Annotated in this window: 24 protein-coding genes and 1 riboswitch; of the genes, 6 read left to right on the top strand and 18 right to left on the bottom strand. The window is 55.6% G+C overall.

All coding sequences use genetic code 11. From position 1 onward, the window contains the following. Positions 1–38 precede the first annotated feature (38 nt). Both AB5Y84_RS20535 and AB5Y84_RS20530 read right to left on the bottom strand, forming a co-directional pair. Positions 39–1,460 (bottom strand): sigma-54 dependent transcriptional regulator, encoded by a 1,422-nt coding sequence (locus AB5Y84_RS20535; RefSeq protein ID WP_162895325.1) that lies wholly within the window; start codon positions 1,458–1,460, stop codon positions 39–41. A 268-nt stretch (positions 1,461–1,728) separates the two neighbouring features. Continuing rightward, positions 1,729–2,607 carry a DUF2726 domain-containing protein gene (locus tag AB5Y84_RS20530; protein ID WP_368177621.1) on the bottom strand — a complete coding sequence of 293 codons (879 nt, stop codon included), beginning with the start codon at positions 2,605–2,607 and terminating at the stop codon, positions 1,729–1,731. Between the two features lie 196 nt (positions 2,608–2,803). Between AB5Y84_RS20530 and AB5Y84_RS20525 the strand changes: the two genes are divergently transcribed. The 3 genes from AB5Y84_RS20525 (at position 2,804) to ppx (ending at position 6,943) form a co-directional block, all read left to right on the top strand. Next, positions 2,804–3,319: a glycine cleavage system protein R gene (locus AB5Y84_RS20525; RefSeq protein WP_047437655.1), complete on the top strand. Its 516-nt coding sequence runs from the start codon at positions 2,804–2,806 to the stop codon at positions 3,317–3,319. A gap of 74 nt (positions 3,320–3,393) precedes the next feature. Then, on the top strand, positions 3,394–5,463 hold the full coding sequence (gene ppk1, locus AB5Y84_RS20520) for a polyphosphate kinase 1 (RefSeq protein ID WP_005350671.1): 2,070 nt from the start codon (positions 3,394–3,396) through the stop codon (positions 5,461–5,463). Then, the gene (ppx, locus tag AB5Y84_RS20515) at positions 5,453–6,943 is read left to right on the top strand and encodes an exopolyphosphatase (RefSeq protein WP_160881800.1); all 1,491 of its coding nucleotides are present in this window, start codon (positions 5,453–5,455) and stop codon (positions 6,941–6,943) included. The genes ppk1 and ppx overlap by 11 nt, the downstream gene beginning before the upstream one ends. Before the next feature lie 60 nt (positions 6,944–7,003). Here ppx and mgtE read toward each other — a convergent pair whose 3' ends face one another. The 14 genes from mgtE to AB5Y84_RS20445 all read right to left on the bottom strand — a co-directional run bounded on the left by mgtE (position 7,004) and on the right by AB5Y84_RS20445 (position 21,706). Beyond that, a complete protein-coding gene (gene mgtE, locus AB5Y84_RS20510) occupies positions 7,004–8,347 on the bottom strand; it encodes a magnesium transporter (protein WP_257724921.1) in 1,344 nt (447 codons plus the stop codon). A gap of 122 nt (positions 8,348–8,469) precedes the next feature. Next, positions 8,470–8,639: riboswitch (M-box (ykoK) riboswitch) on the bottom strand. 182 nt (positions 8,640–8,821) lie between these two features. Beyond that, positions 8,822–10,030, bottom strand: a complete 1,209-nt coding sequence (flgL, locus tag AB5Y84_RS20505) for a flagellar hook-associated protein FlgL (protein WP_167572154.1) — start codon at positions 10,028–10,030, stop codon at positions 8,822–8,824. A 4-nt stretch (positions 10,031–10,034) separates the two neighbouring features. Then, entirely contained in the window at positions 10,035–12,038 is a 2,004-nt protein-coding gene (locus AB5Y84_RS20500; RefSeq protein ID WP_167572155.1) for a flagellar basal body rod C-terminal domain-containing protein, read from the bottom strand. Between the two features lie 3 nt (positions 12,039–12,041). Next, positions 12,042–13,115 (bottom strand): flagellar assembly peptidoglycan hydrolase FlgJ, encoded by a 1,074-nt coding sequence (gene flgJ / locus AB5Y84_RS20495; RefSeq protein WP_167572156.1) that lies wholly within the window; start codon positions 13,113–13,115, stop codon positions 12,042–12,044. A gap of 43 nt (positions 13,116–13,158) precedes the next feature. Further along, positions 13,159–14,256: a flagellar basal body P-ring protein FlgI gene (locus tag AB5Y84_RS20490; RefSeq protein WP_005350664.1), complete on the bottom strand. Its 1,098-nt coding sequence runs from the start codon at positions 14,254–14,256 to the stop codon at positions 13,159–13,161. Positions 14,257–14,264: 8 nt separating this feature from the next. Next, on the bottom strand, positions 14,265–14,936 hold the full coding sequence (gene flgH, locus AB5Y84_RS20485; RefSeq protein ID WP_257726102.1) for a flagellar basal body L-ring protein FlgH: 672 nt from the start codon (positions 14,934–14,936) through the stop codon (positions 14,265–14,267). Between the two features lie 14 nt (positions 14,937–14,950). Then, complete coding sequence (gene flgG, locus AB5Y84_RS20480; RefSeq protein WP_368177620.1) at positions 14,951–15,739, bottom strand: flagellar basal-body rod protein FlgG; 789 nt, start codon at positions 15,737–15,739, stop codon at positions 14,951–14,953. A gap of 14 nt (positions 15,740–15,753) precedes the next feature. Then, positions 15,754–16,500, bottom strand: coding sequence for a flagellar basal-body rod protein FlgF (gene flgF / locus AB5Y84_RS20475; RefSeq protein ID WP_005334159.1), 747 nt, complete (start codon positions 16,498–16,500; stop codon positions 15,754–15,756). Positions 16,501–16,647: 147 nt separating this feature from the next. Beyond that, entirely contained in the window at positions 16,648–18,033 is a 1,386-nt protein-coding gene (flgE, locus tag AB5Y84_RS20470) for a flagellar hook protein FlgE (protein WP_257726100.1), read from the bottom strand. Between the two features lie 10 nt (positions 18,034–18,043). After that, the gene (locus AB5Y84_RS20465) at positions 18,044–18,823 is read right to left on the bottom strand and encodes a flagellar hook assembly protein FlgD (protein WP_005334165.1); all 780 of its coding nucleotides are present in this window, start codon (positions 18,821–18,823) and stop codon (positions 18,044–18,046) included. Positions 18,824–18,839: 16 nt separating this feature from the next. Beyond that, positions 18,840–19,259, bottom strand: a complete 420-nt coding sequence (flgC, locus tag AB5Y84_RS20460) for a flagellar basal body rod protein FlgC (protein ID WP_005334167.1) — start codon at positions 19,257–19,259, stop codon at positions 18,840–18,842. Next, positions 19,259–19,657: a flagellar basal body rod protein FlgB gene (gene flgB / locus AB5Y84_RS20455; protein ID WP_005334169.1), complete on the bottom strand. Its 399-nt coding sequence runs from the start codon at positions 19,655–19,657 to the stop codon at positions 19,259–19,261. Before flgB ends, flgC begins: the two co-directional genes overlap by 1 nt. A gap of 295 nt (positions 19,658–19,952) precedes the next feature. Next, complete coding sequence (locus AB5Y84_RS20450; protein ID WP_005334171.1) at positions 19,953–20,777, bottom strand: protein-glutamate O-methyltransferase CheR; 825 nt, start codon at positions 20,775–20,777, stop codon at positions 19,953–19,955. A 17-nt stretch (positions 20,778–20,794) separates the two neighbouring features. Further along, positions 20,795–21,706, bottom strand: coding sequence for a chemotaxis protein CheV (locus tag AB5Y84_RS20445; RefSeq protein ID WP_005334174.1), 912 nt, complete (start codon positions 21,704–21,706; stop codon positions 20,795–20,797). Between the two features lie 144 nt (positions 21,707–21,850). Here AB5Y84_RS20445 and flgA point away from each other — a divergent pair, with 144 nt between their 5' ends. The 3 genes from flgA to AB5Y84_RS20430 all read left to right on the top strand — a co-directional run bounded on the left by flgA (position 21,851) and on the right by AB5Y84_RS20430 (position 23,359). Continuing rightward, positions 21,851–22,534, top strand: a complete 684-nt coding sequence (gene flgA, locus AB5Y84_RS20440) for a flagellar basal body P-ring formation chaperone FlgA (protein ID WP_338711712.1) — start codon at positions 21,851–21,853, stop codon at positions 22,532–22,534. A gap of 91 nt (positions 22,535–22,625) precedes the next feature. After that, positions 22,626–22,946: a flagellar biosynthesis anti-sigma factor FlgM gene (gene flgM / locus AB5Y84_RS20435; protein WP_005334177.1), complete on the top strand. Its 321-nt coding sequence runs from the start codon at positions 22,626–22,628 to the stop codon at positions 22,944–22,946. Continuing rightward, the gene (locus tag AB5Y84_RS20430; protein WP_040066163.1) at positions 22,943–23,359 is read left to right on the top strand and encodes a flagella synthesis protein FlgN; all 417 of its coding nucleotides are present in this window, start codon (positions 22,943–22,945) and stop codon (positions 23,357–23,359) included. Before flgM ends, AB5Y84_RS20430 begins: the two co-directional genes overlap by 4 nt. Before the next feature lie 36 nt (positions 23,360–23,395). On the opposite strand, the gene yfcE is transcribed toward AB5Y84_RS20430, so the two are convergent. Together yfcE and AB5Y84_RS20420 are read right to left on the bottom strand one after the other, a co-directional pair. After that, a complete protein-coding gene (gene yfcE, locus AB5Y84_RS20425) occupies positions 23,396–23,938 on the bottom strand; it encodes a phosphodiesterase (protein ID WP_088869427.1) in 543 nt (180 codons plus the stop codon). Positions 23,939–23,948: 10 nt separating this feature from the next. Continuing rightward, a complete protein-coding gene (locus tag AB5Y84_RS20420; protein ID WP_338711382.1) occupies positions 23,949–25,586 on the bottom strand; it encodes a peptide ABC transporter substrate-binding protein in 1,638 nt (545 codons plus the stop codon). Positions 25,587–25,601 lie beyond the last annotated feature (15 nt).

Below are 25,601 nucleotides of genomic sequence, written 5' to 3'. Positions count from 1 at the left end.
AAACAATGAATTGCGCATTAGCGTCAAGGCTTTGACCCTCAGACGTCCTTGCTCATCCCGTACTTTTTCATCTTCTCAACCAGAGTGGTACGGCGCATGCCGAGCAGATCGGCAGCGCGGGCCACCACCCCGTCCTGAGACTCCAGCGCCTGACGGATCAGCTCCACTTCAAGGTCGGCCAGCATCTCTTTGAGGTTGACCCCCTCCTCCGGCAGCTGCATGGTGCGGGCCGAAGCGAGGGAGTGATCCAGCTCGGGCGGATCCTGAAACACCGCCGCCAGCGCATCCCGTTCATCCATCTCGGTCAGCCGCTCATCACGCGGCTCGCTCGGCAGCAGGCGATAACGGCTCGGCAGATCCGCCACATCGACGATCTGGTGTGGATAGAGGATCAACAGCCGCTCCAGCAGGTTAGAGAGCTCGCGCACGTTGCCGGGCCAGGGGTACTGCATCAGTGACTCCAGCGCCCGCTGGGTCAACCGGATAAAGCCATGGTGCTGCTCGGCATGGCGGTTGAGCAGCTCCTGCAGCAGCAGCGGGATGTCATCGATGCGATCCCGCAGCGGCGGCGTCTCAATGGGGAAGACGTTGAGGCGGTAGTAGAGATCTTCACGAAAACCCTGAGTGCGGATCATCGCCTCCAGATCCCGGTGGGTCGCCGCTATGATGCGCACATCGGCCTGAATGGGCTTGCCGCCACCGACCCGGTCGAACAACCGCTCCTGCAGCACCCGCAGCAGTTTGACCTGCATCGGCATCGGCATGTCGCCGATCTCGTCGAGGAACAGGGTGCCCCCCTGCGCCAGCTCGAAGCGACCGCGACGAGCCGCGATGGCACCGGTAAACGCCCCCTTCTCGTGGCCAAACAGTTCGCTCTCCAGCAATTCGGCCGGAATAGCGCCGCAGTTGATGGGCACGAAGGGGCCACTGCTGCGGGAAGAGAGTTCATGGATAGCGCGCGCCACCACCTCTTTACCAGTGCCAGACTCCCCGAGGATCAGCACGTTGGCATCGGTCTCGGCCACCTGGCTGATGAGGCGGCGTACCTCCTGGATCCCCTTCCCTTTGCCCACCAGCAAACGCAGCAGGGCCTGCCCCTTGTCATGGGTCTGCTGACGGGGATGCAAGGATACAAAGGCCTGACAGAAGTGCAGATGACGAGTAAGGGATTCATAGGTAAAGGGCGAGATCGCGACCCCGATAAAGTTGCTGTTGGGCAGATCGGCCTCAACCAGCGAGAGGAAGGGGGTACGGGGGAAGGCGGCCAGCAGATCTGACAAGGGACGGTCGGTCAGCTCACCCACCAGCACCCCTTGCAGCGGACCGGAGGATTCGATGGCCACATCCAGATCACTTTGTGCCACCTCCTGCCACGGGATCCCCATAAACGAGAGCACGGTTCCCAACTGTTGGCGCCGCTGCGCATCGGCATCAACAATCAACACGCCCATCTCCACCATATCCATTCCTCGCGATGTCCTGAACTAACTTATTGTTTTATTTGATGATAAAACAGCTACCGACTGTCTTTTTGCTGGCACACAAAGTGCCAAAATTCCGACACATTGTCAAAAATTGTCGTATTCAGGCTAAGTGTATCGACAGAAACGGGAGATTAGATAAATTTTGCCGAGGAATTTTCTGCATTGGCGCCGTTAACAAACGCCGCCAATGGCGGAAAGAAAACTGCCCTCGTCAGAGGGCAGCATGCAACACGGTGAAGCGCACTCAGTGGCGATTATGGTGGTGCGGCGCCGCGTAACGACACTCTGGAAAACGGCTGCAAGCCAGAAAGAGTCGACCGGCGTGGGGGCCTTTTTTCGCCTCCCGCTCCACCAGCGGCGCATCACAACGAGGGCAGTGGTGTACTTCACGCTCCTCGTCATCCTCTACATCGGCGAACAGGCTATCGACCAGCTCCCCCTCACTCTGTGGCGCCTCCACCATCCCCTTGGCCTGAATGGCGGGCTCGTGGAGCGACGCAGGCGAGATCGCCTCGGCATGGGCAGTACGGCCACGCATCCCGGCACCGATATCCACGCCGTCCAGCAGCAGAGGGTTGAACGTCGGCTCGCGGCGCGCCCCGTGCGGCAAATCGTCGATCAATGGTTCGCTGGTTTTGACCAGCAGCGGCAGGATCTGTTCGCGCAGCTCTTCCACAAGATAGCTGGCACTTGCCGGGATCTGCAGCAACGGCAGACCGGCGCTGTCGCAGGCGGTTTTCAGAAAGAGATCCCGCGCCTTGCGCTTCTGGTGACGATGGGAGCTGTCATCGAGTTCGATGGCACAGATAAAGGAGAGATCCGCGGGGTGGCAAAGCAGATAGTCGAAATGCTTAGCACTGATCTTGTTGAAGTGCTGCTGCCATTTGCTCTTGCCGATCCCGGCCTGCGGCGTCAGCACATCGGCCACCCGCACCTTGGCAAAGACCCGGGCCTTGTCACCCACCGCCAGATCCAGCACCCCGAGGAACGATCGTTCGGCGGGACTGAACAGGGTCTCCTGCACATCATAGGGCAGGCGCTTTTGCTGTCTGCCTCTGCTCCAGAAGATCGCCAGCACAAGCAGCGCCAGCAACAACAATCCCGAAAGGACAAGGGTATTCATGAGAGCACGATCCAGTTCACGACACGAAAGGGGAATTACTTTACCACAGCCGCTACGGAGCAAGGCAGCAGACCCGTGTATAGAAAGTGAAAAGTCCCGTCTTTTTATCTATTTGTCAGCAGGCGGGGGTTCATATGACCAGCCCCTGCAGGCACAATAGGGATAGAGCAAGAAATCCCATTTCAAGGAGAGCAGGATGCAAAAGCAATTGGTGGTCACCGTGATCGGTGCAGACAAACCCGGGATCGTCGAGAGTCTGGCAGCTGTCATCAGCCGCGAGCAGGGCAACTGGCTGGGCAGCGCCATGAGCGAACTGGCGGGCCAGTTTGCCGGTATCCTCCATGTCTCTGTCCCCGATGAGCACTATCGCAGCCTGTGCGAAGCACTGGCCCTGCTACCGGGTCTGACCATCAGCTTTGCCGAAGGGACACCTACCGCCGAGCCAGCCCATCAAGTCATGATGACAGTGACCGGCAACGACCGCCCCGGCATCGTCCATGAAGTAGCCAGCATCCTGCGCCAGCTCGAGATCAACGTGGCCGATCTCACCACTGGCTGTGAACCGGCTCCCCACTCCGGCGCCCCGCTCTTCTATGCCCATGCGCTGGTTGCCCTGCCCGACGGGCTCGCGATGGATACGCTTATCACCGCGCTGGAATCCCTCTCCGACGATCTGGTGGTCGACATCGACGAAGCGTTCAGCGAACAGTAACAATACTGTCATTTATTTGTCATATATTAACGCCATAACTGCCGCGCAGACGCGACCTGAAACAGAGGCACAAGATGAGCACCGACAAGCAGTATGAAGAGAAAGAGCTGAGCTGGCTCTCATTCAATGAACGGGTGTTGCAAGAGGCAATGGACAAGACGGTGCCCCTCATCGAGCGGGTTCGTTTTCTGGGGATTTTCTCCTCCAACCAGGATGAGTTCTTCAAGGTACGGGTATCGGACGTCAAGCGTCGCATCCTCATCAATGAAGTACATGGTGGCGACGATGAAGCGAAAGTGCTGCTGCGCGCCATCCAGCAAAAAGTGATGGCGCTCGGTGAAGCGTTCGACAACACCTATAAAGAGCTGTTGATTGCGCTCGCTCGCCACAACATCTTTCTGGTCAACGAGAACCAGCTCTCCGATGCCATTCAGAAGTGGCTGCGGGTCTTCTTCAAGGAGAAGGTGCTGCGTCACATCATCCCGATCCTGCTCAACAAAGAGGTCAATCCGGTCAAATTCCTCAAGGATGAGTACACCTATCTGGCCATCGAGATGAAGAAGAACGGTCAGGTGATCCAGTACGCCCTGGTGGAAGTGCCGACCGACGACCTGCCCCGCTTCTTCCAGTTGCCACCGGAAGGGACCCGCCGCAAGAAGCAGATCATCATTCTGGATAACGTCATCCGCTTCTGCCTCGACGAGATCTTCAAGGGCTTCTTCGACTACGACGAGATTGCCGCCTATGCGGTGAAGCTGACCCGGGATGCAGAATACGATCTCTCCGACCAGCTGGACTTGAGCCTGGTGGACAAGATGAGTGACGGCTTGAAGCAGCGCCTCACCGCCATGCCGGTGCGCTTCGTCTACGAGCGGGAGATGCCCGCTGCCATGATAAGCTTCCTCAAGCTCAAGCTGCAGATCAGCTCCTACGATGCCATCATGCCGGGCGGGCGTTACCACAACTTCAAGGATTTCATCGGCTTCCCCAACGTGGGCCGTGACTATCTGGAAAACCCCAAGCTGCCGGCCCTCGATTGCCGCGATTTTGACGGTTTCGTCAACGCCTTCGATGCGATTACCAAGCAGGATATCCTGCTCTACTACCCGTACCACAAGTTCCACCATTTCACCGAACTGGTGCGCCAGGCGGCGTTCGATCCGGCGGTCAGCGCCATTCGCATCAATATTTATCGGGTGGCCAAGAAGTCGCGGATCATCCACTCCCTCATCGATGCCGCCAACAACGGCAAGAAGGTGACCGTGGTGGTCGAGCTGCGCGCCCGTTTCGACGAGGCGGCCAACATCGACTGGGCCAACATCCTTACCGATGCCGGGGTCAAGGTGGTGTTCGGGGTGCCGAGCCTCAAGATCCACTCCAAGCTCTGCCTCATCACCCGCCACGAAAATGGCGAGGCGGTGCGCTACGCCCATATCGGCACCGGGAACTTCAACGAGAAGACCGCCAAGATCTACACCGACTTCTCGCTGCTGACCCGCAATCCGGATATCACCGCCGAAGTGGAAGGGGTATTTGAATACATCGAGTACCCCTATAAGCGTTACAAATTCAACCACCTGCTGGTCTCCCCCATCAACAGCCGCCGTCAGCTCTATCGCCTCATCGACAACGAGCTCTCCAACGCCAAGGCGGGCCAGCCGAGCGGTATCATCCTCAAGATCAACAATCTGGTGGACAAGGATCTCATCAACCGCCTCTATGCCGCCGGGCAGGCGGGAGTACCGATCCAGATGATCATCCGTGGCATGTGCGCCCTGCGTCCGGGCGTACCGGGCCTCAGTGACAACATCAAGGTGATCAGCATCATCGACCGCTTCCTCGAGCACCCGCGGGTGATGGTGTTCCACAACAAGGGCAACCCCCAGCTCTATATCTCCAGCGCCGACTGGATGAGCCGCAATATCGACGGCCGTATTGAGGTGGGCACCCCCATTTATGATGAGCGCCTCAAGCAGCGCATCATGGACATTCTCGAACTACAACTGAGTGATACCTGCAAGGCGCGGGTCATTGATGCCGACCAGCAGAACGAATATGTGAAGCGGGGCAACCGCCGCAAGATCCGCTCTCAGGTGGCGATTTACGACTATCTCAAACGTATCGAGTCAAACAATGGACAATAGTCTCTATGCCGCCGTGGATCTCGGCTCCAACAGTTTTCATATGGTGATCGCCCATTTGAGCGAAGGGCGTTTTCGCATCGTCGATCGCATCAAGGAGCGAGTGCGGCTGGCGGAAGGGATGGATGAGCAGAAACGGATGAGCCCGGAGGCGATGGAACGCGGCCTCGCCTGTCTGTCACTCTTTGCCGAGCGGCTAACCAACATCAAACCGGATCAGATCCGCATCGCTGGCACCTACACATTGCGACGGGCCAGCAACGCGCGCGAGTTCGTCAGCGAAGCGGCCAAGGTGCTCAACCACCCCATCGAGATCATCAGCGGGCAGGAAGAAGCACGGCTCATCTATCAGGGGGTCGCCCATACCCAGCATATCGAGGGCCAGGTACTGGTCATCGATATCGGCGGCGGCAGCACCGAGCTCATCATCGGTGAAGGGTTTGAACACAAGGCCCTCACCAGCCGCAAGATGGGCTGCGTCAGCTTTACCCAGAGCTTCTTTGCCAGCGGCAAGCTGAGCGACAAGCACTTCACCAATGCCGTGCTGGAGGCGCAGCACCAGCTCGCCCCCATCGTCAACCAGTACCGCAAGCTGGGCTGGCAGAGCTGTCTTGGCAGCTCAGGTTCGATCCGCACCGTGCGCGACGTACTGCAGGGTGAGGGGCTGACCGATGGCAGTATTACGCTGGAGGGGCTGGAGCGGCTCAAAGCGCTGATGATTGAGCGCAAGCGAGTCGATAACCTCAAACTGGTCGGGCTCACCGAGGAGCGCCAGGAGGTGTTTGCCGCTGCGGTCGCCATCCTGCTTGGCCTGTTTACCTCATTGCCCATCGAGCGGCTAGACTACTCCGATGGTGCGCTGCGCGAAGGGTTGCTTTATGAATTCGAGGAGCGCTTGCAGCACCACGATATTCGCGAACGGACGGCACAGGCGCTCGGCACCCACTACCGGATGGACCGCAAACAAGCCGCCCGGGTGGAGCAGAGCGTGCTGACCCTGTTTGATGCCTTGCAAGAGCCCTGGCAGATGGAGATAGAGCCCTATCGCGCTATCCTCGGCTGGGCGGCGCGGCTGCACGAAATTGGCCTTGCCATCAACTACAGCGGCATCCATCGCCACTCCGCCTATATCCTGCAACACACCGACCTGCCCGGCTTCAACCAGGACGATCAGGCACTGCTGGCCGCGCTGGTACGCTTTCAGCGCAAGGGGCTCAAGCTCTCCGAGCTGCCGCCCCTGCCCAACCACGACATGCAGACGGTGCTGCGCTGCATCCGCATCCTGCGCCTCGCAGTCGCCGCTCACCACAAGCGGCAGGACAACCTGCTGCCTGAGTGGAAAGTCGCGGTACAAGGGGAGCAGCTGGTCGTGACCCTGCCGATCGACTGGTGCGAGGAGAACCGTCTCCTGATGCAGAATCTGGAGAAGGAGCATCGTTATTGCCAGGAGCAGGGCTGGCCACTGTTGTTCCAGCTCGGCTAAACCGGAAAGATAAATGCAAAAGGCAGCCCAATGGCTGCCTTTTTCATCTCAATCTCCCGGTTACTGCAACTCGGGCAACAACCACTTGGCCATCTCGAAGTAGATGATAAGGCCGGTACCATCCACCAATGTCGCGATGAATGGCGCAGAGACCACCGCCGGATCGATGCGGAAACGGCGCAGCACCATGGGAATAATGGACGCGACCGTAGCACTCCAGAGCACGATGGCGATGATGGTAAAGGTCACTACCATGCCAATCTGGGGACCGACGCCGAGACTCCATGCCCGTACCCAAGCCGCCATGGCAATGGCACCCGAGATGAGCAGACCGGTGGAGAGCTCCTTTTTCAGCACTGTGCCGAGATTGCGCAGACTCACCTCCCCGACCGCCATGGCTCGTACTATGGTGGTTGTGATCTGGGTGCCGCTGTTACCACCAGTACCGATCAGCAAGGGGATAAAGAAAGCCAGCGCGATGGCCGCTTCCAGCTGCTCCTCAAATGCCCGCAGCACAGTGCCGGTGTAGGCTTCCGCCACAAACAGGATCAGTAGCCAGCCCACCCGTTTGCGCCACAGCTGCCAGGGCGTTGCCTGCAAGTAAGGGGTATCGAGCGGTGATGACCCCCCCTGCATCTCGGCATCCTCGGTGGATTCGAGCTCCAGAATATCCGCTGCATCATCGACGTGGAAAATACCGACCAGTCGCCCCTGATCCTCGACCGGCAATACAGACAGGTCGCGGTCGATCAACAGGCGCGCTGCCAACTCCTGATCGGCTCGGGCGTTGATCCGCACCGTCTCCCGATCCATCAGGGTCGTGACGTTGGCCAGCGGGTCGGCGATCAGCAAGGTCTTGAGGGAGAGGCTTCCTTGCAGACGACCATCCCCGTTGACCACATAGATATGGCGAAACAGCTGGGCATTGTCCCAGGCATCGTGGATCAGCTGTTTGGCGTGACCGACCGTGTCCTCCTCCCGCACCGCCAGATATTCGTGGCGCATGTTGGCCCCCACCGACTCGGTGGGCCAATCCAGCAGGGAGTAATACATGGCCTGCGCCTGGGTCGGGAAGCGAGCCAGCAACATGGTGCGATCCTGACGACTCAGTTTGCGCAGGATAGCGACCATATCACGGCGGGGAATGGCCTCCTGCAACACGCTGACGATGCTGCCATGCAACCGCTGCAACAGGCGCCCGGCACTCTCGGCCGAGAGTGAGCCGAGCAGTTCGGCCCCTTGCGGAATTGGCAGGGTATCAAAGATGCAGTTGAGCTCTTCCGGACGCAGGGTCAGCAGTTGCTCGGCGCGCTGAACCGGATCCAGATTATGTTCCAGCCAACCCTGCAGGGCGGCCAGATCGAGCAATTGGTGACGGTTAAGAATGGTATGTGTTTTCTTCATCACAGATATCCTCATGTGATTTCAGGCGAACCTGAATGCCTCCGGAAATAGCCGGAGGCAACGACAAGAAAACAGCAATTTGATTGACGAGTAATAGGCAGGAAATGACGCCGTTCGGCGTGTCATCATCCCCACGTACCAGCTTTAGCACTGTATAACGTATCCGGCATGCCGGAAGCCACTTGGGTTTACACCTTAATCCGATGAAAACTGTCCTGATCTTGGGCGTCTCTGGACGTCGTGAGATCAGTGGCCTGTGTTTATACAGGAGCCTCGCCTAACGAGATGCTGCAAATAATTCGCACAACCCTCTGTTGTGCGGGCGGCATGATTATCCAATCCCGCTGGGAGGTCAACCCCGCAACCACCATTAAATTGGCAACGGCAACAGCTTGTTACAATTGGCAGGAGATGACACGGAACCAATTTTCATAGTCTGGACAAAAGAAAAGGCCCCAAAGGGCCCCTCTCTAATTAGCGAATATAGTCAAATAGCGTCAGACGGCTTATTTTGCTGAAAGAGAGTTGCGAGGCACTCAATGCCGCATCCTCTTTTGACAGCGCGGAAATCACTTCATAGAGATCCGCTTCCGACACCTTGGCTCTCGCCTCGGCGTTGAGGGTACTCAATCCCTCATTGGAGCCCATAGCCTGTTCCAGACTGTTCATCCGGCCGCCCAACTCACCCAACCCATGATCGATATTCAGGCGGGCATTTTTCATATGAACGGTAGCATCGGCTATTTTCTGCTCGAAGGTCTCGGCAGAAATAGCCGGATCTCGCAGAGCCGTAATAAAGTCCGACATACCATTCAATATGTTGTCATTCTTCGGTGGATTAAGATCAAACTGCTGAGCCGCACCACCTGCAGGCAAATCAAGGGTCAACTCCAGACCATTAAAGGGGATCTTGGTGCCAGCAGTGTAGTTACCCGTTTGCAACGTATTGCCACCGGCATCCTTGATATCATAGGTATCAGGCGGACCTATGGTGGTTGATACGGTATAGGTGTTGCTAGGCAGTGCCGAGTTATAATTGGACTTGTAGAAAGTATCAAAGTTACCCTGATCGCCTATCCCAACCTTGATATTTGCTGTGGTTGCACTGGCGGTTCTTCTGGTCGCCACGATTTCAAACAGATCCTGCCCGGAATCATTGGCAGCGATTTGTACTGTGGGTGAGACCTGAATATTTCGCTGACCTGGATCACCCTGATAAATATATTTTCCGTTGACGTCTTTTATATATGGCTGGGTCTTGCTCTGATTGCCACCAAATATAAATTCACCCGAGGAGTTTTTGCTATTCATCAGGTCGAACATCTGCTGCTGCAACCCTTCAAGCTCGCTGGCTATGGCCTTGCGATCATCCATGCTGATAGAACCATTATTTGACTTCTGGATCAGGGTCTGGGCACTAAGCATCGCATTGTTAATCGACGTTAATACCGTCTCCTCATGCCCCAAACTGTTTTCCAGCAAGCTGCCATTGACACTGTACTGCTTGAACAGGTCAATCTCCTTGGTCAGTGCCATCTTCTGGCTCATTCCTGCGGGATCTTCTCCGGCTGTCTGAAATTTATTACCGGTTTGCCGCTGTTGGTAGGCAGTATTCAACCGCTCGTTGGCACTATTGAGGGAATAGATATTCCGGTCGTAGATCATGTTGGTGGTGATACGCATGACGTTACCTCACGGAAGAGAGCAGTGTATCGAAAATAGTTTTGGCCGTGCTGACGATTTGCGCCGATGCCGCATAGGATTGCTGGAAGCGGATCAGATTGGCCGCCTCCTCCTCCAGATTGACCCCAGACACGCTTTCAAAGATGCCGGTGCTCTGGATAAGCTTGGACTCATTCGCCTTGAGCAGCGTTTTTGCCTGACTGGTATTGTTACCCACTTCCATCACCAACCCGGAATAGGCCTGATTGAAGGTCATCTTGTCGTTGGTCGTCCCACCATTGGTGCTCTTGCGCACCAGATCCTTGTTTTGCAGCTCGGCCAGAACCAGGCCATTGCTGTTATCGGCAAAGCCATTGCTGTTGTAACTGAGCTTGAAGCTGTCACCGGCATCCACCGTTCCGGTGATGCTGAACTCGTAACCGGGGGCCTGTTTCGGATTTGGATAAGCTGGTCCACCAGTGGGTGGTGGCAGTTGCAAGGCTGCCATTAAATTCTGCCCCTTGCTGCTCGCGGGGGCCGTACCTATCAGGGTAGTACCATCAGCTTGAAACACCTGATAGTTACCACTGGCATCGATTTTGACCACCTGAGGCGCTGTCGGGCTCAGACTATTGGTACCAAAACCTGACCCTGCACCTGTATTGAATACGCCACCCAGTTTGATATCTGCCCCGCCGCCATTATTGGTGGTCTTTTCCGCTTTAAGCGGAGAGGCCAGGGCCAAATCTTCCGGTCGGGTGATCAGCTGACCCAGACCGGCGGCCGCACTTTTGGTCGGTTGCAGCAACAGTCTGTCACCCGCAGCCGGCGCACCGGTGATATCGATTGAAATGCCGTGACCCGTGAGTTCAAACGTTGCAGGAGGGGTCGTGCCAGTCGCCACAGAGGTTCGATTACCAGACTTGTCCAGCGAGAACACCTCATAACCGGTGGCGCTGCTAAAGCGCACTTCGTAATCAAACGGGGTCACTGATGTCCCCTTGCCCGACACAAAGCTGACATTCGCCCCGACCGTCCCGGTGTTATTGCCGTAGGGTAAGCCCTTGCTGGTAGGCAGGGTGAAGATATCGCCGCCAATCTCGTTATCCAGATCCATCCCGAGGCGGTTCTGCTGGTTCATCGCATCCGCCATCGCCACGGCCAGCTGCCCCAGTTCGCGCTTGGTCGGTTCAAGGTCGTTACGTGCTTTGAAAAGGCCTCCCACGGCGCCACCAAAGGTCTCGTTGTCAATAAGCGCCTCATTATCACCCAAAGTTAATTGCAGCTCTAAATCTCTCGAATCAGGATCACTGGGCATCACTTTAAACTGAGCCACGCCGCCGTTTAGTACCAACGAATGGCCAGTGCTCATATTGACCAGCATGCTGCCGTTGGGTTGGGCTACGGTGCGAATATCCATCTTCTCCGACAGCTGGCGGATCGCCTCATCCCGCTGATCAAACAGCATCAGGTTCTCTTCGGGTGACCCCTGGGTGCGGATGATGGCCTGATTAAGATCATTGATACTGGTGAGCAGGCTGTTGACCTGCTTGGTTTCATCTTCGAGACGGGTGTTGAGGGTATCGCTCTGCTTGTCGAGCTGCGCCGAGAGGGTATGAAAACGGTTGACCATGCCACTCAACTCCGTCATCACCACCTTGCGCCCACCGATCTCGGCAGGCGATTCATTGGCTGAGTGAAATGACTTGAAGTAGGAGGTGATGGCCGCCCCCACGCTGTTGCTGGTATCCCCAAGCAAGCTGTCAACGCCAGCCAGCTGTTCATAATGGGTCAGGGAGGCATGATAGGCGGAGGTATCACGGCGCACCTCCCCCTGCATATAGTCGTTGATTACCCGTTGGGTCTTGATGTCACCGGTCCCCAGACCGATGGTATTGGTATACACCAGCGTACGCTCACGCACATAGCCCTGGCTATTGACGTTCACTATGTTGTTACTGGTGGTCTGCAGCAGGCGTTGCTGTGCCAGCACACCCGATGAACCAATCCCAAGCAGGTCGCTTGCCATACGTTACAGCTCCATCTCGTTGTATTGGGCAATGGCATCACTGCGCAATACCTGTTTCAATTTTCTGGCGTAGTGCGGGTCGGTGGCATAACCCGCCTGTTGCAGCGCCTCGAAGTAGCGATCAGGACTATCCACCTTCGCCAGGGCTCCCTTGTAGCGAGAGCCGGAAGTGAGGAAATCCACATAGTCGTTGAAGCTCTCTTCAAACGACTCATAGGAGCGAAATGCCGCTTTCTGGCGGGAGGCGACGCCTTGCTCATACTCGAGCGTGCTGACCACAGCCTTTGGCCCTTCCCAGCGCGGATCGGCCTTGATGCCAAACAGGTTATGGGTCACCTGCCCCTCGCCATCCTTGATCACCCGCTTGCCCCAACCGCTCTCCAGTGCCGCCTGGGCGACCAGTACCGCCGGGCTTAACCCCAGCTTGTCGGCCGCTTTCTTGGCCAGCGGCATCAGGCGATTAACGAACTCTTCGGGCGTATCGAACTCTTTGCCCCCACTACCGGTGGCACTGCTCTCTTCGCTGGCCATGCGTCCCATGGGTGGAATGCTGCGGTGCGGTCGACGGGGCATAGTGAGTGCGTGGCTCTCCTTGACCCCCTCGGTCATCTCTCTTTCAGCAAAATCTTTGCCAACTTTTGATGCCGCGATCAAATCATCTGCTGCGGCCGTGGGTGGCTGATAGGGTTTGTAGGTCCGTTCGGTGCGCTGCGGCATCTTGAGCACTCGCCCATCCTGATGGGTAAAGGTCTCGGGAGAGAGCTGTTTGGCCACCATGTCAGCCAATCCCAGCCCCCCCTTGCTGGACATGTCGGCAACCCGCTGCTCATCCAGCATCCCTTCATAGAACTGGGTATAGCTGCTATTCATCGGGTTGTCCTGAGTTAACACCCCGTTGGCCTGACGCATGCTCTGAAACAGCATCTGGGTAAAGATTGACTCGAACTGGCGTGACGCACTCTTGAGCGCTTCGGCCTGTCCCTCTTTGCTTTGGCTCATCTGGCGCAGACGATCCAGGTTCTTGATGTCCTGTACCATCCCGAGATTCATGCCGCTGTTGCTGTCAAACTCCGCCATTTTGCTTACCTCATTGCCACCCATGGCAACCACTTGCCGCTTGTTACAATATGACCAGTTGCCCCTCGATAGCGCCTGCCTGCTGCAGCGCCTCAAGGATGGCCATCAAATCACCGGGGGCGACCCCGACCTGATTGACCGCCCGGACCAGATCGTCCAGGGTCGCACCGGTATCAAACTTGAACATCCGCCCCGGCTCCTGCTGGACATTGATGGTCGAGTTGTTGGTCACCGTCGTCTCTCCTCCCGCCAACGGGTTGGGCTGGGAGACCTGCTGGTTTTCGGCGATGGTCACCGTCAACCCGCCATGGCTGATGGCCGCCGGTTTGAGCTTGACTTGACTGCCGATCACTATGGTGCCGGTGCGGGAGTTGACAATGATCTTGGCCGCCTCATTGGCCGGATCCACCTCCAGATTCTCGATGGTGGCGAGATAGGAGACGCGCTGACCCGGATCCCGCGGGGCATAGACCTTGACTGAGGTGGCATCGAGCGCCTGAGCGGTATTGGGCCCCACCAGATCGTTGACCACATCAGCCAGACGGCGCGCTGTAGTAAAGTCGGGTCGGTTAAGGTTGAAGGTGATGGTGTCCCCCTGACTGAAGGAGTTGGGCACCTCCCGCTCCACGGTCGCACCGTTGGCAATCCGCCCGACGGTCGGGGTATTGATCACTACCTTGGAGCCATCAGCCCCCTCGGCCCCCAGACCACCAACCACCAGACTGCCCTGCGCGACCGCATAGACCCGCCCATCGAGCCCTTTCAGGAAGCTTTGCAACAGGGTGCCGCCCCGCAGGCTCTTGGCCTCGCCAATGGCAGAGACCGTCACGTCGATGGTTTGACCCGGCTTGGAGAAGGGGGGCAGGTCGGCATGGATCGCCACCGGCGCCACATCCTTGATCTTGGGCTTGATGTTATCCGGCACCTTGATGCCAAAATTGTTGAGCATGGTACGGAAGGTCTGCTCGGTGAAGGCGTTGTTCTTCTCGCCAGTACCGGGCAACCCCACCACCAGACCGTAACCAATCAGCTGGTTGTTACGCACCCCTTCAACCGAGCTGATGTCCTTGATCCGGGCCGCATTGGCCACGCCCAAGGGCAGCAGACAGCAGAGCAGTGTGACAAGACGGAGTGACTTCATAACATCTCCTAGAGCGGCCACCAGGGACCATTGAAAAAGCTGGTAAGCCACCCTTGCTCCTGGCTATTGGCCAGATCGCCGGTACCACCGTAGTAAATGCGGGCATTGGCCACTTTCTGGGACGAAACGCTGTTATCAGACGTCACATCCTCCGGGCGAATAAGGCCGGTGATCCGGATATATTCATTGCCATTGTTGAGCATGATCCACTTCTCGCCGCGCACCACCAGATTGCCATTGGGCAGCACCTTGGCCACGCTGACCGAAATATTGCCCTGCAGGCTGTTGCTCTGGTCCGCTTTGGCCTGCCCCTTGAACGCACTGTTCTGACCAATGGAAGCCGAAAGATCATAGGGACTGGCGGTCACGGGCATGCCACCCAGCTTGACCGGGTCCAGATTGAATTTATTGTCCTTGCCACTCTGGGTATTGGCCTTTTTCGAGGCGGAGGTCGACTCCGACAACTCGATGGTAATGATGTCGCCGACTTTGTGCGCCTTGATATCCGAATAGATGCCATTGACCTGATCCGGCTGGAAAATAGCCCCTGTCGGCCGCACCGACACCGGCTCCGACTCCCCGTAGACGGGGGAAAACTCGGGATCATCAGGCTTGGGCGTATTGGGAGTGCTGCTACACCCTCCCAGCACCAACAATCCCAGCATCCATACAGCTTTCATCATGCGCCTCCTAATTAGGTACGCTGGATCAGGAAGGACATCATGCCGTCCACGGCGGAGAGCACCTTGGAGTTCATCTCGTAGACCCGCTGAGCCTGAATGAGATTCACCAGTTCTTCGGTCACGTTGACGTTGGAAGTCTCCAGCATCCCCTGCTTGATCACCCCCAAGCCATCGGCACCGGCAGTCCCCTGGGCGGCAGCACCACTGGATTGGGTCTCGACGAACATGTTCTCCCCCATCGGCTGCAAGCCGCTGGCGTTGACGAAGTCGGAGATGTTGATCTGACCGACGACCTGAGAAGCGCCATCGCCCTTGAGCTGCACCGAGACCTGGCCATCTTCACCCACCGTAACGCTCTGGGCGTTTTCCGGGATCTGGATTTCCGGTTGCAGCGGGTAACCATTACCCGGCGTCACTATGGTCCCTTCATCGTTAAGGGTGAACTGACCGTTGCGGGTATAGGCTGCACTGCCATCCGGCAGCTGAATTTCAAAGTAACCACGACCACTGATCATCAAATCGAGCGAGTTGTCAGTGGTTTGTACGTTGCCCTGGCTGTGGTTTTTCTGGGTCGCCACCACCTTGGCACCCGCCCCCAGCATCAAGCCGGAGGGGAGCTCGGTATCGGCAGAGGAGCGGCCACCGGGCTGGTTGATATTTTGATACAGCAGATCTTCAAAGATGGCCCGTGACTTTTTAAAGCCCAAGGTGCTGGCGTTCGCCAAGTTGTTCGAGGTGACCGAAATATTGGTCTGCTGTGCATCTAACCCGGTCTTGCTGATCCAGAGTGCGGGATTCATAGGTAACTCCTTGATTAGCTGATTCGCAGCAGTTGGGTTTGAGCTTCATCATTCTCTTCGGCCGTCTTCATGATTTTGACCTGGGTTTCGAACTGGCGTTGCAGCCGGATCAGGTTGGTCATCTCATCCACCACATTGACGTTGCTCCCCTCAAGGGAGCCGGCAATCAGGCCAACGTTGGCAGAGGCGGGTTCATTCTGGCCATCTTTGCGGCGAAACAGACCATCTTGGCCCTTCTCCACCGCATCAGCGGCAGGGTTGACCAGCTTGATCCGCTGGAAATCCTCCGGCAAATTGGCAGCAGCCCCTTCCGGACGGCCGCTGATGGTGCCATCCCGATTGATCTCGAGTTTCTCCATCGGCATAGGCAACACGATTGGCTGACCACCGTCATCCACCACATTCAGACCGGTCGAGGTCTGCAAGTTGCCGGTCGCATTGACCTGCAAATTCCCCATGCGGGTATAGGCCTCACCCCCCTTGGGATCCTGCACGGCAATCCAGCCAGGCCCATCTACCGCCACGTCCAGATCCCGTCCGGTGGTCATCAGCATGCCATGCTGCAGGTTCTGACCCGGGCGCTCAGCCATGGCAAACACCCGGCTTGGCAAGCCCTCTCCGAATGCCTGCATGCTTCTGGCCTGCTCAAAATCGGACTTGAAGCCGGTTGTATTGGCATTGGCGAGGTTGTTGCCGCGAACAGCCAAGCTGTTCATGGTCTCTTTGGCCCCGGACATGGCGATATAAAGCAGGTGATCCATGGAATTCTCCGTCAAACAGATGACTCTGACAGGAGAAATGCAATTAGAGTGCCAACAGCAGAAATATGGGGGGGATAAGGAGTATAGGAATCCGACAGAAACAGAGAGGGGGGCCAAGCCCCCCTCTCATTATGATTTATTGCGAGATTAACGGATCTGCAGGATGGTTTGCTGCAGCGAACTGTTGACCTCCAGAGAACGGGAGTTGGCCTGGAAGTTACGCTGGGCCGTGATCAGGTCCACCAGCTCCGAGGTCAAATCCACGTTGGACTGCTCCAGCGCCGATGATTTGATGGTCCCGAAAGTGCCCGAGTTTGCCATACCCGGTAACGCGTCTCCGGAAAGCAACGATTGTCTCCAGGAAGTATCTCCGACCTGAGTTAGTCCTTGCGCATTAGCAAACTTGGCCATTGCCACCATGGCAACTTTGACAGTAGTCGCATTGCTATAAGTTGCAGACACAATACCGTCAGGGGTAATTTCAACTTTGGTCAAACGACCGACTGTCGAGCCGTCTTGCGTCAACTTATAGGCCTCGAAAGGAGAAGCGTAAGAGGTAAGATTACCTAAAGAAATTTCAATGACTTGGGTAGGGTCTGCACCATTATTGATTATCCCTGCGCCAGCTCCTAATGCTTCGGTCTTGATAACCGCCGGTGTAGTCGGTGAAATCATTTTTCCATCAGCATCAAATGTGATTCTCGCACCAGCAGGAGCCTGATCCAAACCAGGTGCCATCGTCGGAGTAACCGCACCAACACCATCGATATCAATAGGCTTATCTCCCTGGTAAAGATACATGCGCCATGCTGTAGGATTTGCTGGGTTAGCAAGATTGGCAGGATCTGCTTCTTTAACAAAATATTGGGTAATGGTATGTGGCTCACCAAGCGAATCGTAAACCGTAATTGACGTGGATGCAGAATAGGTATTTGAGTCTTTTCGATTAAATGTAGATGCATCAGGCGGGTTAGGAACAGGAACCGTTGGTGCCGTAGCACCGGCCGGAAGCGGCTTTGTATTAGCTGGCAAGTTGTAACTTGCCTCGATCTTGGTCGTTTTCACAGGCTCACCCGCCTTATCAGGGATCTGGATCGGCTTGGTAGAGTTAATACTGACCGCCTTCGGGGTGCCATCGGCGTTGATTTCGTAACCTTGCAGATAATGGCCCTGATTGTTGACCATATAGCTGTTTTCATTGAGCTTGAAGGCGCCGGCACGGGTATAGGTGCGATCCAGGTTGGTCAGGCCATCGGAGGTCACAAAGAATCCATTCCCCTGAATCGCCAGGTCCAGCGCGTTATTGGTAAATTGCAGCGCCCCCTGATGGAACTGCTGGGCAACCGCACCGGTTGCCACACCGTTACCGACCTGGGTCTTGGCATTGACAAAGATGGAGTTGGCGTAGACATCCGCAAACTCGGCACGGGACTCTTTAAAGCCCATGGTGTTAACGTTGGCAATGTTGTTAGCGGTGACGTTCAAGTCTTTTTGTGCCGCGTTGACACCGCTCAAGGCATTGTTAAATGACATATCCAGCTCCTTAGATCGATGCTGTCGACGTGGTTTTTGACGGTGTAACCGTCGGATTTGAATTGGTTCCTGATATTTGCAGAATATTGTTCAGATATTCGCTCCCCAGCCCTCTCAAATTGAGGCGAGTCGGGTTGGTGGCATTGCCCAAGGCAACACTGTCCACTTTGGCATAAGCAAATGTGGCAATACTTTCCGACTTGCCATCGAGAGTGCCGCTGGCTTTGATGACATACTTGCCTGCGGCAACTCGGTTACCGGCCTTGTCTTTACCATCCCAAGCAATTTCCACATTACCTTTTTGGTCGCCTTCGAGGGGAAACTCCTTGATAACCTGTCCCTTTTCATCCTCAACGGTAATTTTGACGCCCGCATATTTATTCGTTGTGCCTACAGCAACGACCGCAGATAACGAACCATCCTTGTCTAAAAATCCTGTATTGCCCTGTAGCAATACATTTTGACCCACCAGAGAAGACGCTTGGAGAGCCTGGCTGGATATCATCTGGTCATTAAGCTTGCCCATCTGGGTAGACAGACTACTGATCCCCTCCGACGTAGACATTGAGGCCATCTGGGAAAGCATCTGGGCATTGTCGACCGGCTTGAAGGGATCCTGATATGACAACTGCATGGTCAACAGCTTCATAAATGAAGCCTGATCCAGCTCTTTCTTTGGCGCTGTTGCTTTTGAATTACTCCCGATGGGCGCTGAAGCATTATTGGTACTAGAGGTTGAGCCGCCTGCATTACGAGAGGGATTCCAATAAAGATTATTTATGTCAGACATAATAAAGGCCCTCTATTTACCCTTTGCCAAGCTGGAGCGTCTGCTGCAGCATCTTCTTGGCCGAATCAGCAACCTGTACGTTGGTCTGGTAGCTGCGCGAGGCGTTGATCATGTCGGCCATCTCTTCAACCATGTTGACGTTTGGCTTGAAGATAAAACCGTCTTTGTCCGCCATCGGGTGGTTGGGGTTGTACTCTTTAAGCAGTGGCGCCTTGCTCTCGACAATGCCCTTCACCTCCACCCCGACCGAGCCCTGCTTGTCAGACATCGCCTGATCGAGCTGGGCGGCAAAGACTGGCCGCCTGGCGTGGTAAGTATTTTCCACACTGGAGCTGACGCTGTCCGCGTTGGCCATGTTGCTGGCAACCGTGTTGAGGCGCACTGACTGTGCGCTCATAGCCGAGCCTGCTATGTCAAAGACCTTGAACAAACTCATCACTGCTCTCCTTTCAGGGCCTTGAGCAGGCCACTGATCTTGCTATTCATAAATTCAAGGGAGGTTTGATACTCAAGGCTATTGCGCAGAAATTCGCTGCGCTCCTGCTGCACATCGACTGTATTGCCGTCACCGGTATCCGGTTGCAGCGGGTTGCGATATTGCACGGTACCCGGAGCGTCCATATTCAAGGCAAAGTGCTTTTCGCTGGTCGTTGCCAAACCAAAACCCTGATGCGACTGAGCCTCCTGCAATGCCTGAGCAAAATTGATATCCCTGGCTTTGAAGCCCGGGGTATCTGCGTTGGCAATATTGCTGGAAAGCACCTCTGCACGCTTGGCGCGAACGCTTATGGTGTGTTGATGCACACCGAATGCCTTGTCAAATGAAAGAGCCATAGCACACCTCCTGCTTGGTTTATTTTGTTTGCAAGAGGTGTGCCATAAGCAAATCACTCAGATCGATGGTTTGGGTATGAGCACATTGCAAACCGAAAACGACAGGAGCATCTCGTGCCTTGAGTCAGACGGCATCATTTGGCCACCTTAAGGTTGCAACCACTTTTGCAGTGGCGAGATATGGTAGGTAAATAGAAAGACTGAGCTGTAGATTAAGAAAGAGGGAAGCTCGTAGCTTCCCTCTTTGCATGAACTGGCAATATTCGGCAGACCCCGAATATCAAGGCCATCAGGCCTATTTGACCTTGTAGACAATCCCCGGATTACAGCGGATCATCTCGAACCGGTCGGTCAACCCGGCCAGTGACTCCGACGCGCCCAACATCAGATATCCACCGGGGTTGAGACTGGCAGCAAACTGGTTGAGGATCTTCGACTTCACTTCCGGCGCAAAATAGATGAGCACGTTACGGCAAAAGATAATGTCAAACTTGCCGAGCAGACTATAACTCTCCAGCAAGTTGAGTGGCCGGAAGGTGGTCAATTTTCTGACTCGCTCGGCAACCCGCATCTTGTTGTCACCGTAAGGCTCAAAAAACATCTTCTTGCGCTCCGGTGACAAACCGCGCGCCAGAGCAAGGCTATCGTAAACGCCTTCCTTACACTGATTGAGCATGGTCGTCGAAATATCCGTCCCGACAATCTGCACGCCACCAGGCAAGGTACCCGGCTTTTTCATCTGCTGCTCCAGTGCAGTCATGGCAATGGAATAGGGTTCCTGACCTGACGAGGATGCAGCCGACCAGACCTTGATGGGGCGGCCACTTTTCCCCAACTCGGGGAAAATCTTGTCGGTAAGAAGCTGAAACGGATAGGTATCACGAAACCAGAGGGTCTCGTTGGTCGTCATAGCATCCACCACGGCCATTTTCAGGTCACGCTCTCGCACACTCATTGCACGGGTAACCAGATCAGACAAACTCTCGATGCCAAACTGAGCCATCAAAGGTGAAAGACGGCTCTTCACCAGATACTGTTTGTTATCCCCCAGCACAATTCCGCTCTGTACCGCCAGAAAGTTGCTGAACTGTTTGTATAAGTCGTCCGAAAGTGTCTTCATGCAGCTGTTCTTCTTTATTAGAGTGCGTTTTGTACGGCCTTGGCCAATTCATCAGGCTGGAACTTGGCGATAAAATTGTTCGCACCAACTTTCTGCACCATTGCCTGGTTGAATACTCCACTGAGCGAGGTATGCAGAATAACATGCAAATCCTTGAGATTGGGATTATTCCGGATCTCGGCAGTGAAGGTATAGCCATCCATTTCCGGCATTTCGATATCCGAAATAACCAGCGCAACCTGATCCTTGATAGGACCATTTTTGGTCATTTCCAGCAGCATGTTCAATGCTTCGCGGCCATCTTTTGCCAACACGCACTCGACACCGATAGCCTCAAGCGCACGTTGTACCTGTTTGCGTGCCACTGAGGAGTCATCCGCAACAAGAACAGGACGCCCCAGAGTCGGGTGGTCGACACTGGCCTGAACCAACTCCTCACTAACATCCGTTGCAACCGGCGAAATTTCGTTCAATATCCGCTCAACATCAAGGATTTCGACCAACTCGCCATCGACTTCTGTCACGGCTGTCATGTAGTTGATGCGACCTGCACCTTTGGGCGGAGGCAGGATGGATTCCCAGTTCATATTGATGATGCGCTCGACCGAATGCACCAAAAAGCCCTGAATAGAGCGGTTGTACTCGGAGATGATAATGAAGCATTTGCTCAGATCATCAATCGGGCGTTTGCCAACCGCCATGCTGAGGTCGATAACCGAGATCGTCTGGCCACGAATATGTGCTACCCCGCGGATGCAGGAGTTCAGTTTGGGCATCACGGTCAAGGGGGGACACTGCAACACTTCACGCACTTTGAATACGTTGATGCCAAATCTTTGACGTCCATTGAGACGAAACAACAACAACTCCAGCCGGTTTTGCCCCACTAGCTGGGTACGTTGGTTGACCGAGTCCAGGATACTGGCCATAAACACTCCCTAAAAACGCTTGGCATTAATCATGCATGCGTGATGGATTGCGTCAGACTATCGATGTGACAACGAACAGATTCTGAAGCAATCATAGTTAAATATGGTGATATGCGTGAACAACTTATCGACCAACGAGCGAAAATGATTAACCGACTTTTACTCATCAGCCTCTTTTTTGGCAGCATATCTTCCAGCTATGCCTCGGACGTCACTACTTATCTGCAAGAAAAGGCACAAGAGTTCGTTTACAGCCAGCTGGATATTCCGTTGGATGCCAGAGCCGAGGTCACCTCTGCCACGCTGGATGAACGGCTCCCACTGACCCGCTGCGAAGATCTGCTCACTATCAGCTTACCAGCAAAAATGGAAATTCGCCGTAATACAACAGTTTACCTTAAATGTGAGGAAGACAAACCCTGGGACGTCTATCTCCCGGTACGGGTCAGTATTCAAAAGCCTTATGTCACTGTGACCAACCCCATCGCCAAGGGGGACCTGCTGAGTGAAAGCCAACTGGTGTTGGCCTATCAAGATCAGACCCTCATCCGCGGCGACTACCTGACTGACACCGCCCCTCTTATCGGAGTACGCAGCAAGCGGGAGCTAAAACCGGGGCAACCCATCCGTTTGAGCCAGGTTTGTGTAGTGTGCAAAGGGGATCAGGTCACCCTGACGGCAGAAAACAGCAACTTCCAGATCAAAACCATGGCCCGAGCCTTGCAAGATGGCAGCTTCGGAGAGATCATCAAACTCGTCAATATTCGCTCCGGCAAAACCGTTGAGGGTAAAGTCAGTGCGGTAGGTGCCGTATCGATCACTTTTTAAATCCGGATCCTTGACAACTTTTTTCTAAAGTTTTGATCTGCCGCACCGATAAACAGGTAAGCAAACCTTAAAGCAGACGAAGGTAACTAAAATGGCCATCAACAATATCAACAACTTGGCGAATAATCGGTTGCAAAATACCGCTAATAGCCAGGGGACAGGCAGCAAGTCAGTCACCTCATCGCCCGAAAACAAAGCGGCTACTGTCAAGCTGGACTCCGTCTCCTTGACCAGTGAGGCGCAACAATTGCAAAAGATGCAACAAAACCTCAATACCGCCTCGACCGGCAATGAGAGCAAGGTCGAACGGCTGAAAAAAGCCGTCGCGAGTGGTGAATATCAGGTTAACAGCGACGCTGTGGCCAAGAAGATGTTCAGTTTCGAGGCCAATCTGGACAAAGTTCTGGGATGATGGATTTACCTTCGTTACTGCACACCCAAGATGATTACCTCAGCCAGATGCAAGGCATTCTGGAAGAGGAGTTCAGCTTGCTCGAACAGCATCAGGCACTGGCCCTGCCCGCACTGACCGAGCGCAAACAGCAGTTGCTTGCTGCGATAGAAACTCTGGACAAGACACTGGCAGAGATGCCGGAACTGGCACTGCAGCTGGCAGCCTATCCCGACGAGATGGCACAGCTTCGTGCAAAACTGGATGCCTGCCAGGCACAAAATGATATCAACGGTCGCTTGCTTGAATTGAGCATCGTATCAAACCGTCGTCTGGCAACCTTTCTGAGTCAGCTGCGCGATCGCAACAGCCTGACCTATGACGCCAAGGGCAACACTCGCTCTGGCACCCGCTCCTACGGTATCAAGGCCTGACATCTCTTATCAGGCCTTGCATTTTTGCTGTCCGTTTTAAAGCACCAGTCGCAACAACTCTCGCCCATCCTCACACGCATTGACGCGCAGTACCCCGTCCTCATAGCTCCCGTAACTGGCAGGCAACTCGCCGCGCGGGAAACAGATCGACCCCGGGTTCATCAAGATCCGTTCTTCCTGCCACTCCAGCACCGGCACATGGGTGTGACCGCTCAGGAACAGACTACCCTCCGGCAGTTGTACCTCGTCCGGGCGATAAAGATGACCGTGGCTGACAAACCAGCGCCGCTCATCGACCAGCAACTGGTTGTAGGGGGCGGTGATGGGAAAGCGCAACAGCATCTGATCCACTTCGGAATCGCAATTGCCCCGCACCGCGATGATCTGTGGCGCCAGCTCGTTGAGCCGATCGGCCACCGCGGCCGGGTTATACCCTTCCGGCAGAGGATTGCGCGGGCCATGGTTAAGCAGATCGCCGAGCAGCAGATAGTGATCAGGCTGCCAGGGCTCAAGTTGGGTCAGTACTCGTTCCAGCGCAATGATGCTGCCGTGGATGTCGGAAATGATGGCAAGTTTCATGAAATGCTCCTCACTGCGGGCTGAAATAGAGATCCTTGGTGGCAATCGTCCCTTTCAAATTCTGGCTGGGCAGTCCACGCAGGGTGGGATCGACCAGTCTCATCTGATTGTAATGATACACGGGGAGGATCGGCGCCTCCTCAAGTAGCAACTGTTCGGCATGCCGGTAGAGTTCAACCCGGCTCGCGCTGTCCAGCGTATTGGCAGCCTGCTCCAGCAACAGATCAAAGTCGGGATTGCAGTAGCTGCTCTCGTTGCGCAGATCCTGACAACGGAAGCTGCCCAGCATGGCAGACGGCTCCACGTAATCGCCAAACAGGAAGCTTCTGGCCACCAGGAAATCACCGCTATCCTTGGCCACCTGATAGGCACCCCACTCCAGACTGTTGAGAGTGACCTGTACCCCCAGCTTCTGCCACATGGCGGCAATGGCCATCGCCATCTGCTTGTGGGTTTCTGCGCTGTTGTAGGTAATGCTCAGCTTGAGTGGATTGGCACTGTTATACCCGGCCGCTGACAACAACGCTGCCGCTTTGGCCTGGCGGGTTGGCATATCTTCAAGCGCCACAGGCAATATCACCCGGGGGTAACCCGGCATCTCCGGCAACAGCGACCATGCTGCCTGTTCATCCTGCCCGCTCACCGATCCAATGAGCTGCTGTCGATCAACCGCCATGGAGAGCGCCTGACGCACCCGCACATCCTGCAGTTCGGGTCGCTTCAAATTGAACGCATAGAGATAGGTGCCAAACAGCGGCAAGCCCCAGAGCCGCTCCGGAGACTCGCGCTTCATCTTCTGGTAATAACCGAGGGAGACCTTGTTGGTGAGCTGGATTTCACCAGCCTCATAGCGCAGCCGTTCGGCATGTTGCGAAGTGATAGGCAGATAGGTGACCCGTCCGATACGAGTGTGAAGGTCATCCCAGTAGTGGATATTGTGCTCGGCTTCGATCTGCTCGTTCGGCGTCCAGCTTGCCAGCCGATAAGCACCATTGCTCACCAGCTTGCCGGGCTCGGTCCACTGCTTGCCAAATTTGGCTATCGCCTTCTGGTTGACTGGCACAAAGGGGCGCTGACTGATGAGCTGCAGGAAATAGGGAGCCGGCCGCTCCAGAGTGATTTTCAGGATCTGATCGCTTTGCGCTTCAATGCCCAGATTGCCGAGCTCCAGCGCACCAGCATAGATGGATTGCGCATTGTTGATCCCCGTGGCCAGCAGCAATCCGGCAGAAGGGGAGTTGATGGCCGGATCGAGCAGACGGCGCCATGCATAGACGAAATCAGCGGCCACCAGCGGCTCGCCATTGGACCATTTCAGTTGAGGGCGCAGGAAGAATCGCCACTCCAGCCCATCTTCACTCACCTCCCAGCGCTGTGCCTGAGCAGGGACGATATGCCCCTGACCATCTTCGCTGACCAGCCCTTCAAACAGGTCGACCAGCACGGCCTCCCCCGGAAAACCGGATCGCACCAGCGCTGGATCCAGTGACTCCGGCTCGGCACCGTTGCCCTTGACCAGGGTTTGCCGATCGGCAAGCAGAGGCTGCTGCTCAACGGTGGTGGCATGGGCCAGGGGCCCTGCCAGCACGGCAAGCAATAGCGGGGAGAGCCAGCGTTGCGCCAGCTTGGGGAAGAAACCATACCTCATGACAAAACCTCGAAT

Origin of the sequence: Aeromonas sp. s11 (assembly GCF_040907945.1) — a bacterium.
GTDB lineage: Bacteria > Pseudomonadota > Gammaproteobacteria > Enterobacterales > Aeromonadaceae > Aeromonas > Aeromonas veronii.
The sequence above is the reverse complement of the archived record's forward strand: the minus strand, read 5'-3'. Positions and strand labels throughout refer to the sequence as shown.

Bases quoted from the DNA above. Each gene is read 5' to 3' on its own strand.
- AB5Y84_RS20535 (WP_162895325.1), bottom strand. From the start codon at position 1,460: ATGGTGGAGATGGGCGTGTTGATTGTTGATGCCGATGCGCAGCGGCGC.
- AB5Y84_RS20530 (WP_368177621.1), bottom strand. From the start codon at position 2,607: ATGAATACCCTTGTCCTTTCGGGATTGTTGTTGCTGGCGCTGCTTGTG.
- AB5Y84_RS20525 (WP_047437655.1), top strand. From the start codon at position 2,804: ATGCAAAAGCAATTGGTGGTCACCGTGATCGGTGCAGACAAACCCGGG.
- ppk1 (WP_005350671.1), top strand. From the start codon at position 3,394: ATGAGCACCGACAAGCAGTATGAAGAGAAAGAGCTGAGCTGGCTCTCA.
- ppx (WP_160881800.1), top strand. From the start codon at position 5,453: ATGGACAATAGTCTCTATGCCGCCGTGGATCTCGGCTCCAACAGTTTT.
- mgtE (WP_257724921.1), bottom strand. From the start codon at position 8,347: ATGAAGAAAACACATACCATTCTTAACCGTCACCAATTGCTCGATCTG.
- flgL (WP_167572154.1), bottom strand. From the start codon at position 10,030: ATGCGTATCACCACCAACATGATCTACGACCGGAATATCTATTCCCTC.
- AB5Y84_RS20500 (WP_167572155.1), bottom strand. From the start codon at position 12,038: ATGGCAAGCGACCTGCTTGGGATTGGTTCATCGGGTGTGCTGGCACAG.
- flgJ (WP_167572156.1), bottom strand. From the start codon at position 13,115: ATGGCGGAGTTTGACAGCAACAGCGGCATGAATCTCGGGATGGTACAG.
- AB5Y84_RS20490 (WP_005350664.1), bottom strand. From the start codon at position 14,256: ATGAAGTCACTCCGTCTTGTCACACTGCTCTGCTGTCTGCTGCCCTTG.
- flgH (WP_257726102.1), bottom strand. From the start codon at position 14,936: ATGAAAGCTGTATGGATGCTGGGATTGTTGGTGCTGGGAGGGTGTAGC.
- flgG (WP_368177620.1), bottom strand. From the start codon at position 15,739: ATGAATCCCGCACTCTGGATCAGCAAGACCGGGTTAGATGCACAGCAG.
- flgF (WP_005334159.1), bottom strand. From the start codon at position 16,500: ATGGATCACCTGCTTTATATCGCCATGTCCGGGGCCAAAGAGACCATG.
- flgE (WP_257726100.1), bottom strand. From the start codon at position 18,033: ATGTCATTTAACAATGCCTTGAGCGGTGTCAACGCGGCACAAAAAGAC.
- AB5Y84_RS20465 (WP_005334165.1), bottom strand. From the start codon at position 18,823: ATGTCTGACATAAATAATCTTTATTGGAATCCCTCTCGTAATGCAGGC.
- flgC (WP_005334167.1), bottom strand. From the start codon at position 19,259: ATGAGTTTGTTCAAGGTCTTTGACATAGCAGGCTCGGCTATGAGCGCA.
- flgB (WP_005334169.1), bottom strand. From the start codon at position 19,657: ATGGCTCTTTCATTTGACAAGGCATTCGGTGTGCATCAACACACCATA.
- AB5Y84_RS20450 (WP_005334171.1), bottom strand. From the start codon at position 20,777: ATGAAGACACTTTCGGACGACTTATACAAACAGTTCAGCAACTTTCTG.
- AB5Y84_RS20445 (WP_005334174.1), bottom strand. From the start codon at position 21,706: ATGGCCAGTATCCTGGACTCGGTCAACCAACGTACCCAGCTAGTGGGG.
- flgA (WP_338711712.1), top strand. From the start codon at position 21,851: ATGATTAACCGACTTTTACTCATCAGCCTCTTTTTTGGCAGCATATCT.
- flgM (WP_005334177.1), top strand. From the start codon at position 22,626: ATGGCCATCAACAATATCAACAACTTGGCGAATAATCGGTTGCAAAAT.
- AB5Y84_RS20430 (WP_040066163.1), top strand. From the start codon at position 22,943: ATGATGGATTTACCTTCGTTACTGCACACCCAAGATGATTACCTCAGC.
- yfcE (WP_088869427.1), bottom strand. From the start codon at position 23,938: ATGAAACTTGCCATCATTTCCGACATCCACGGCAGCATCATTGCGCTG.
- AB5Y84_RS20420 (WP_338711382.1), bottom strand. From the start codon at position 25,586: ATGAGGTATGGTTTCTTCCCCAAGCTGGCGCAACGCTGGCTCTCCCCG.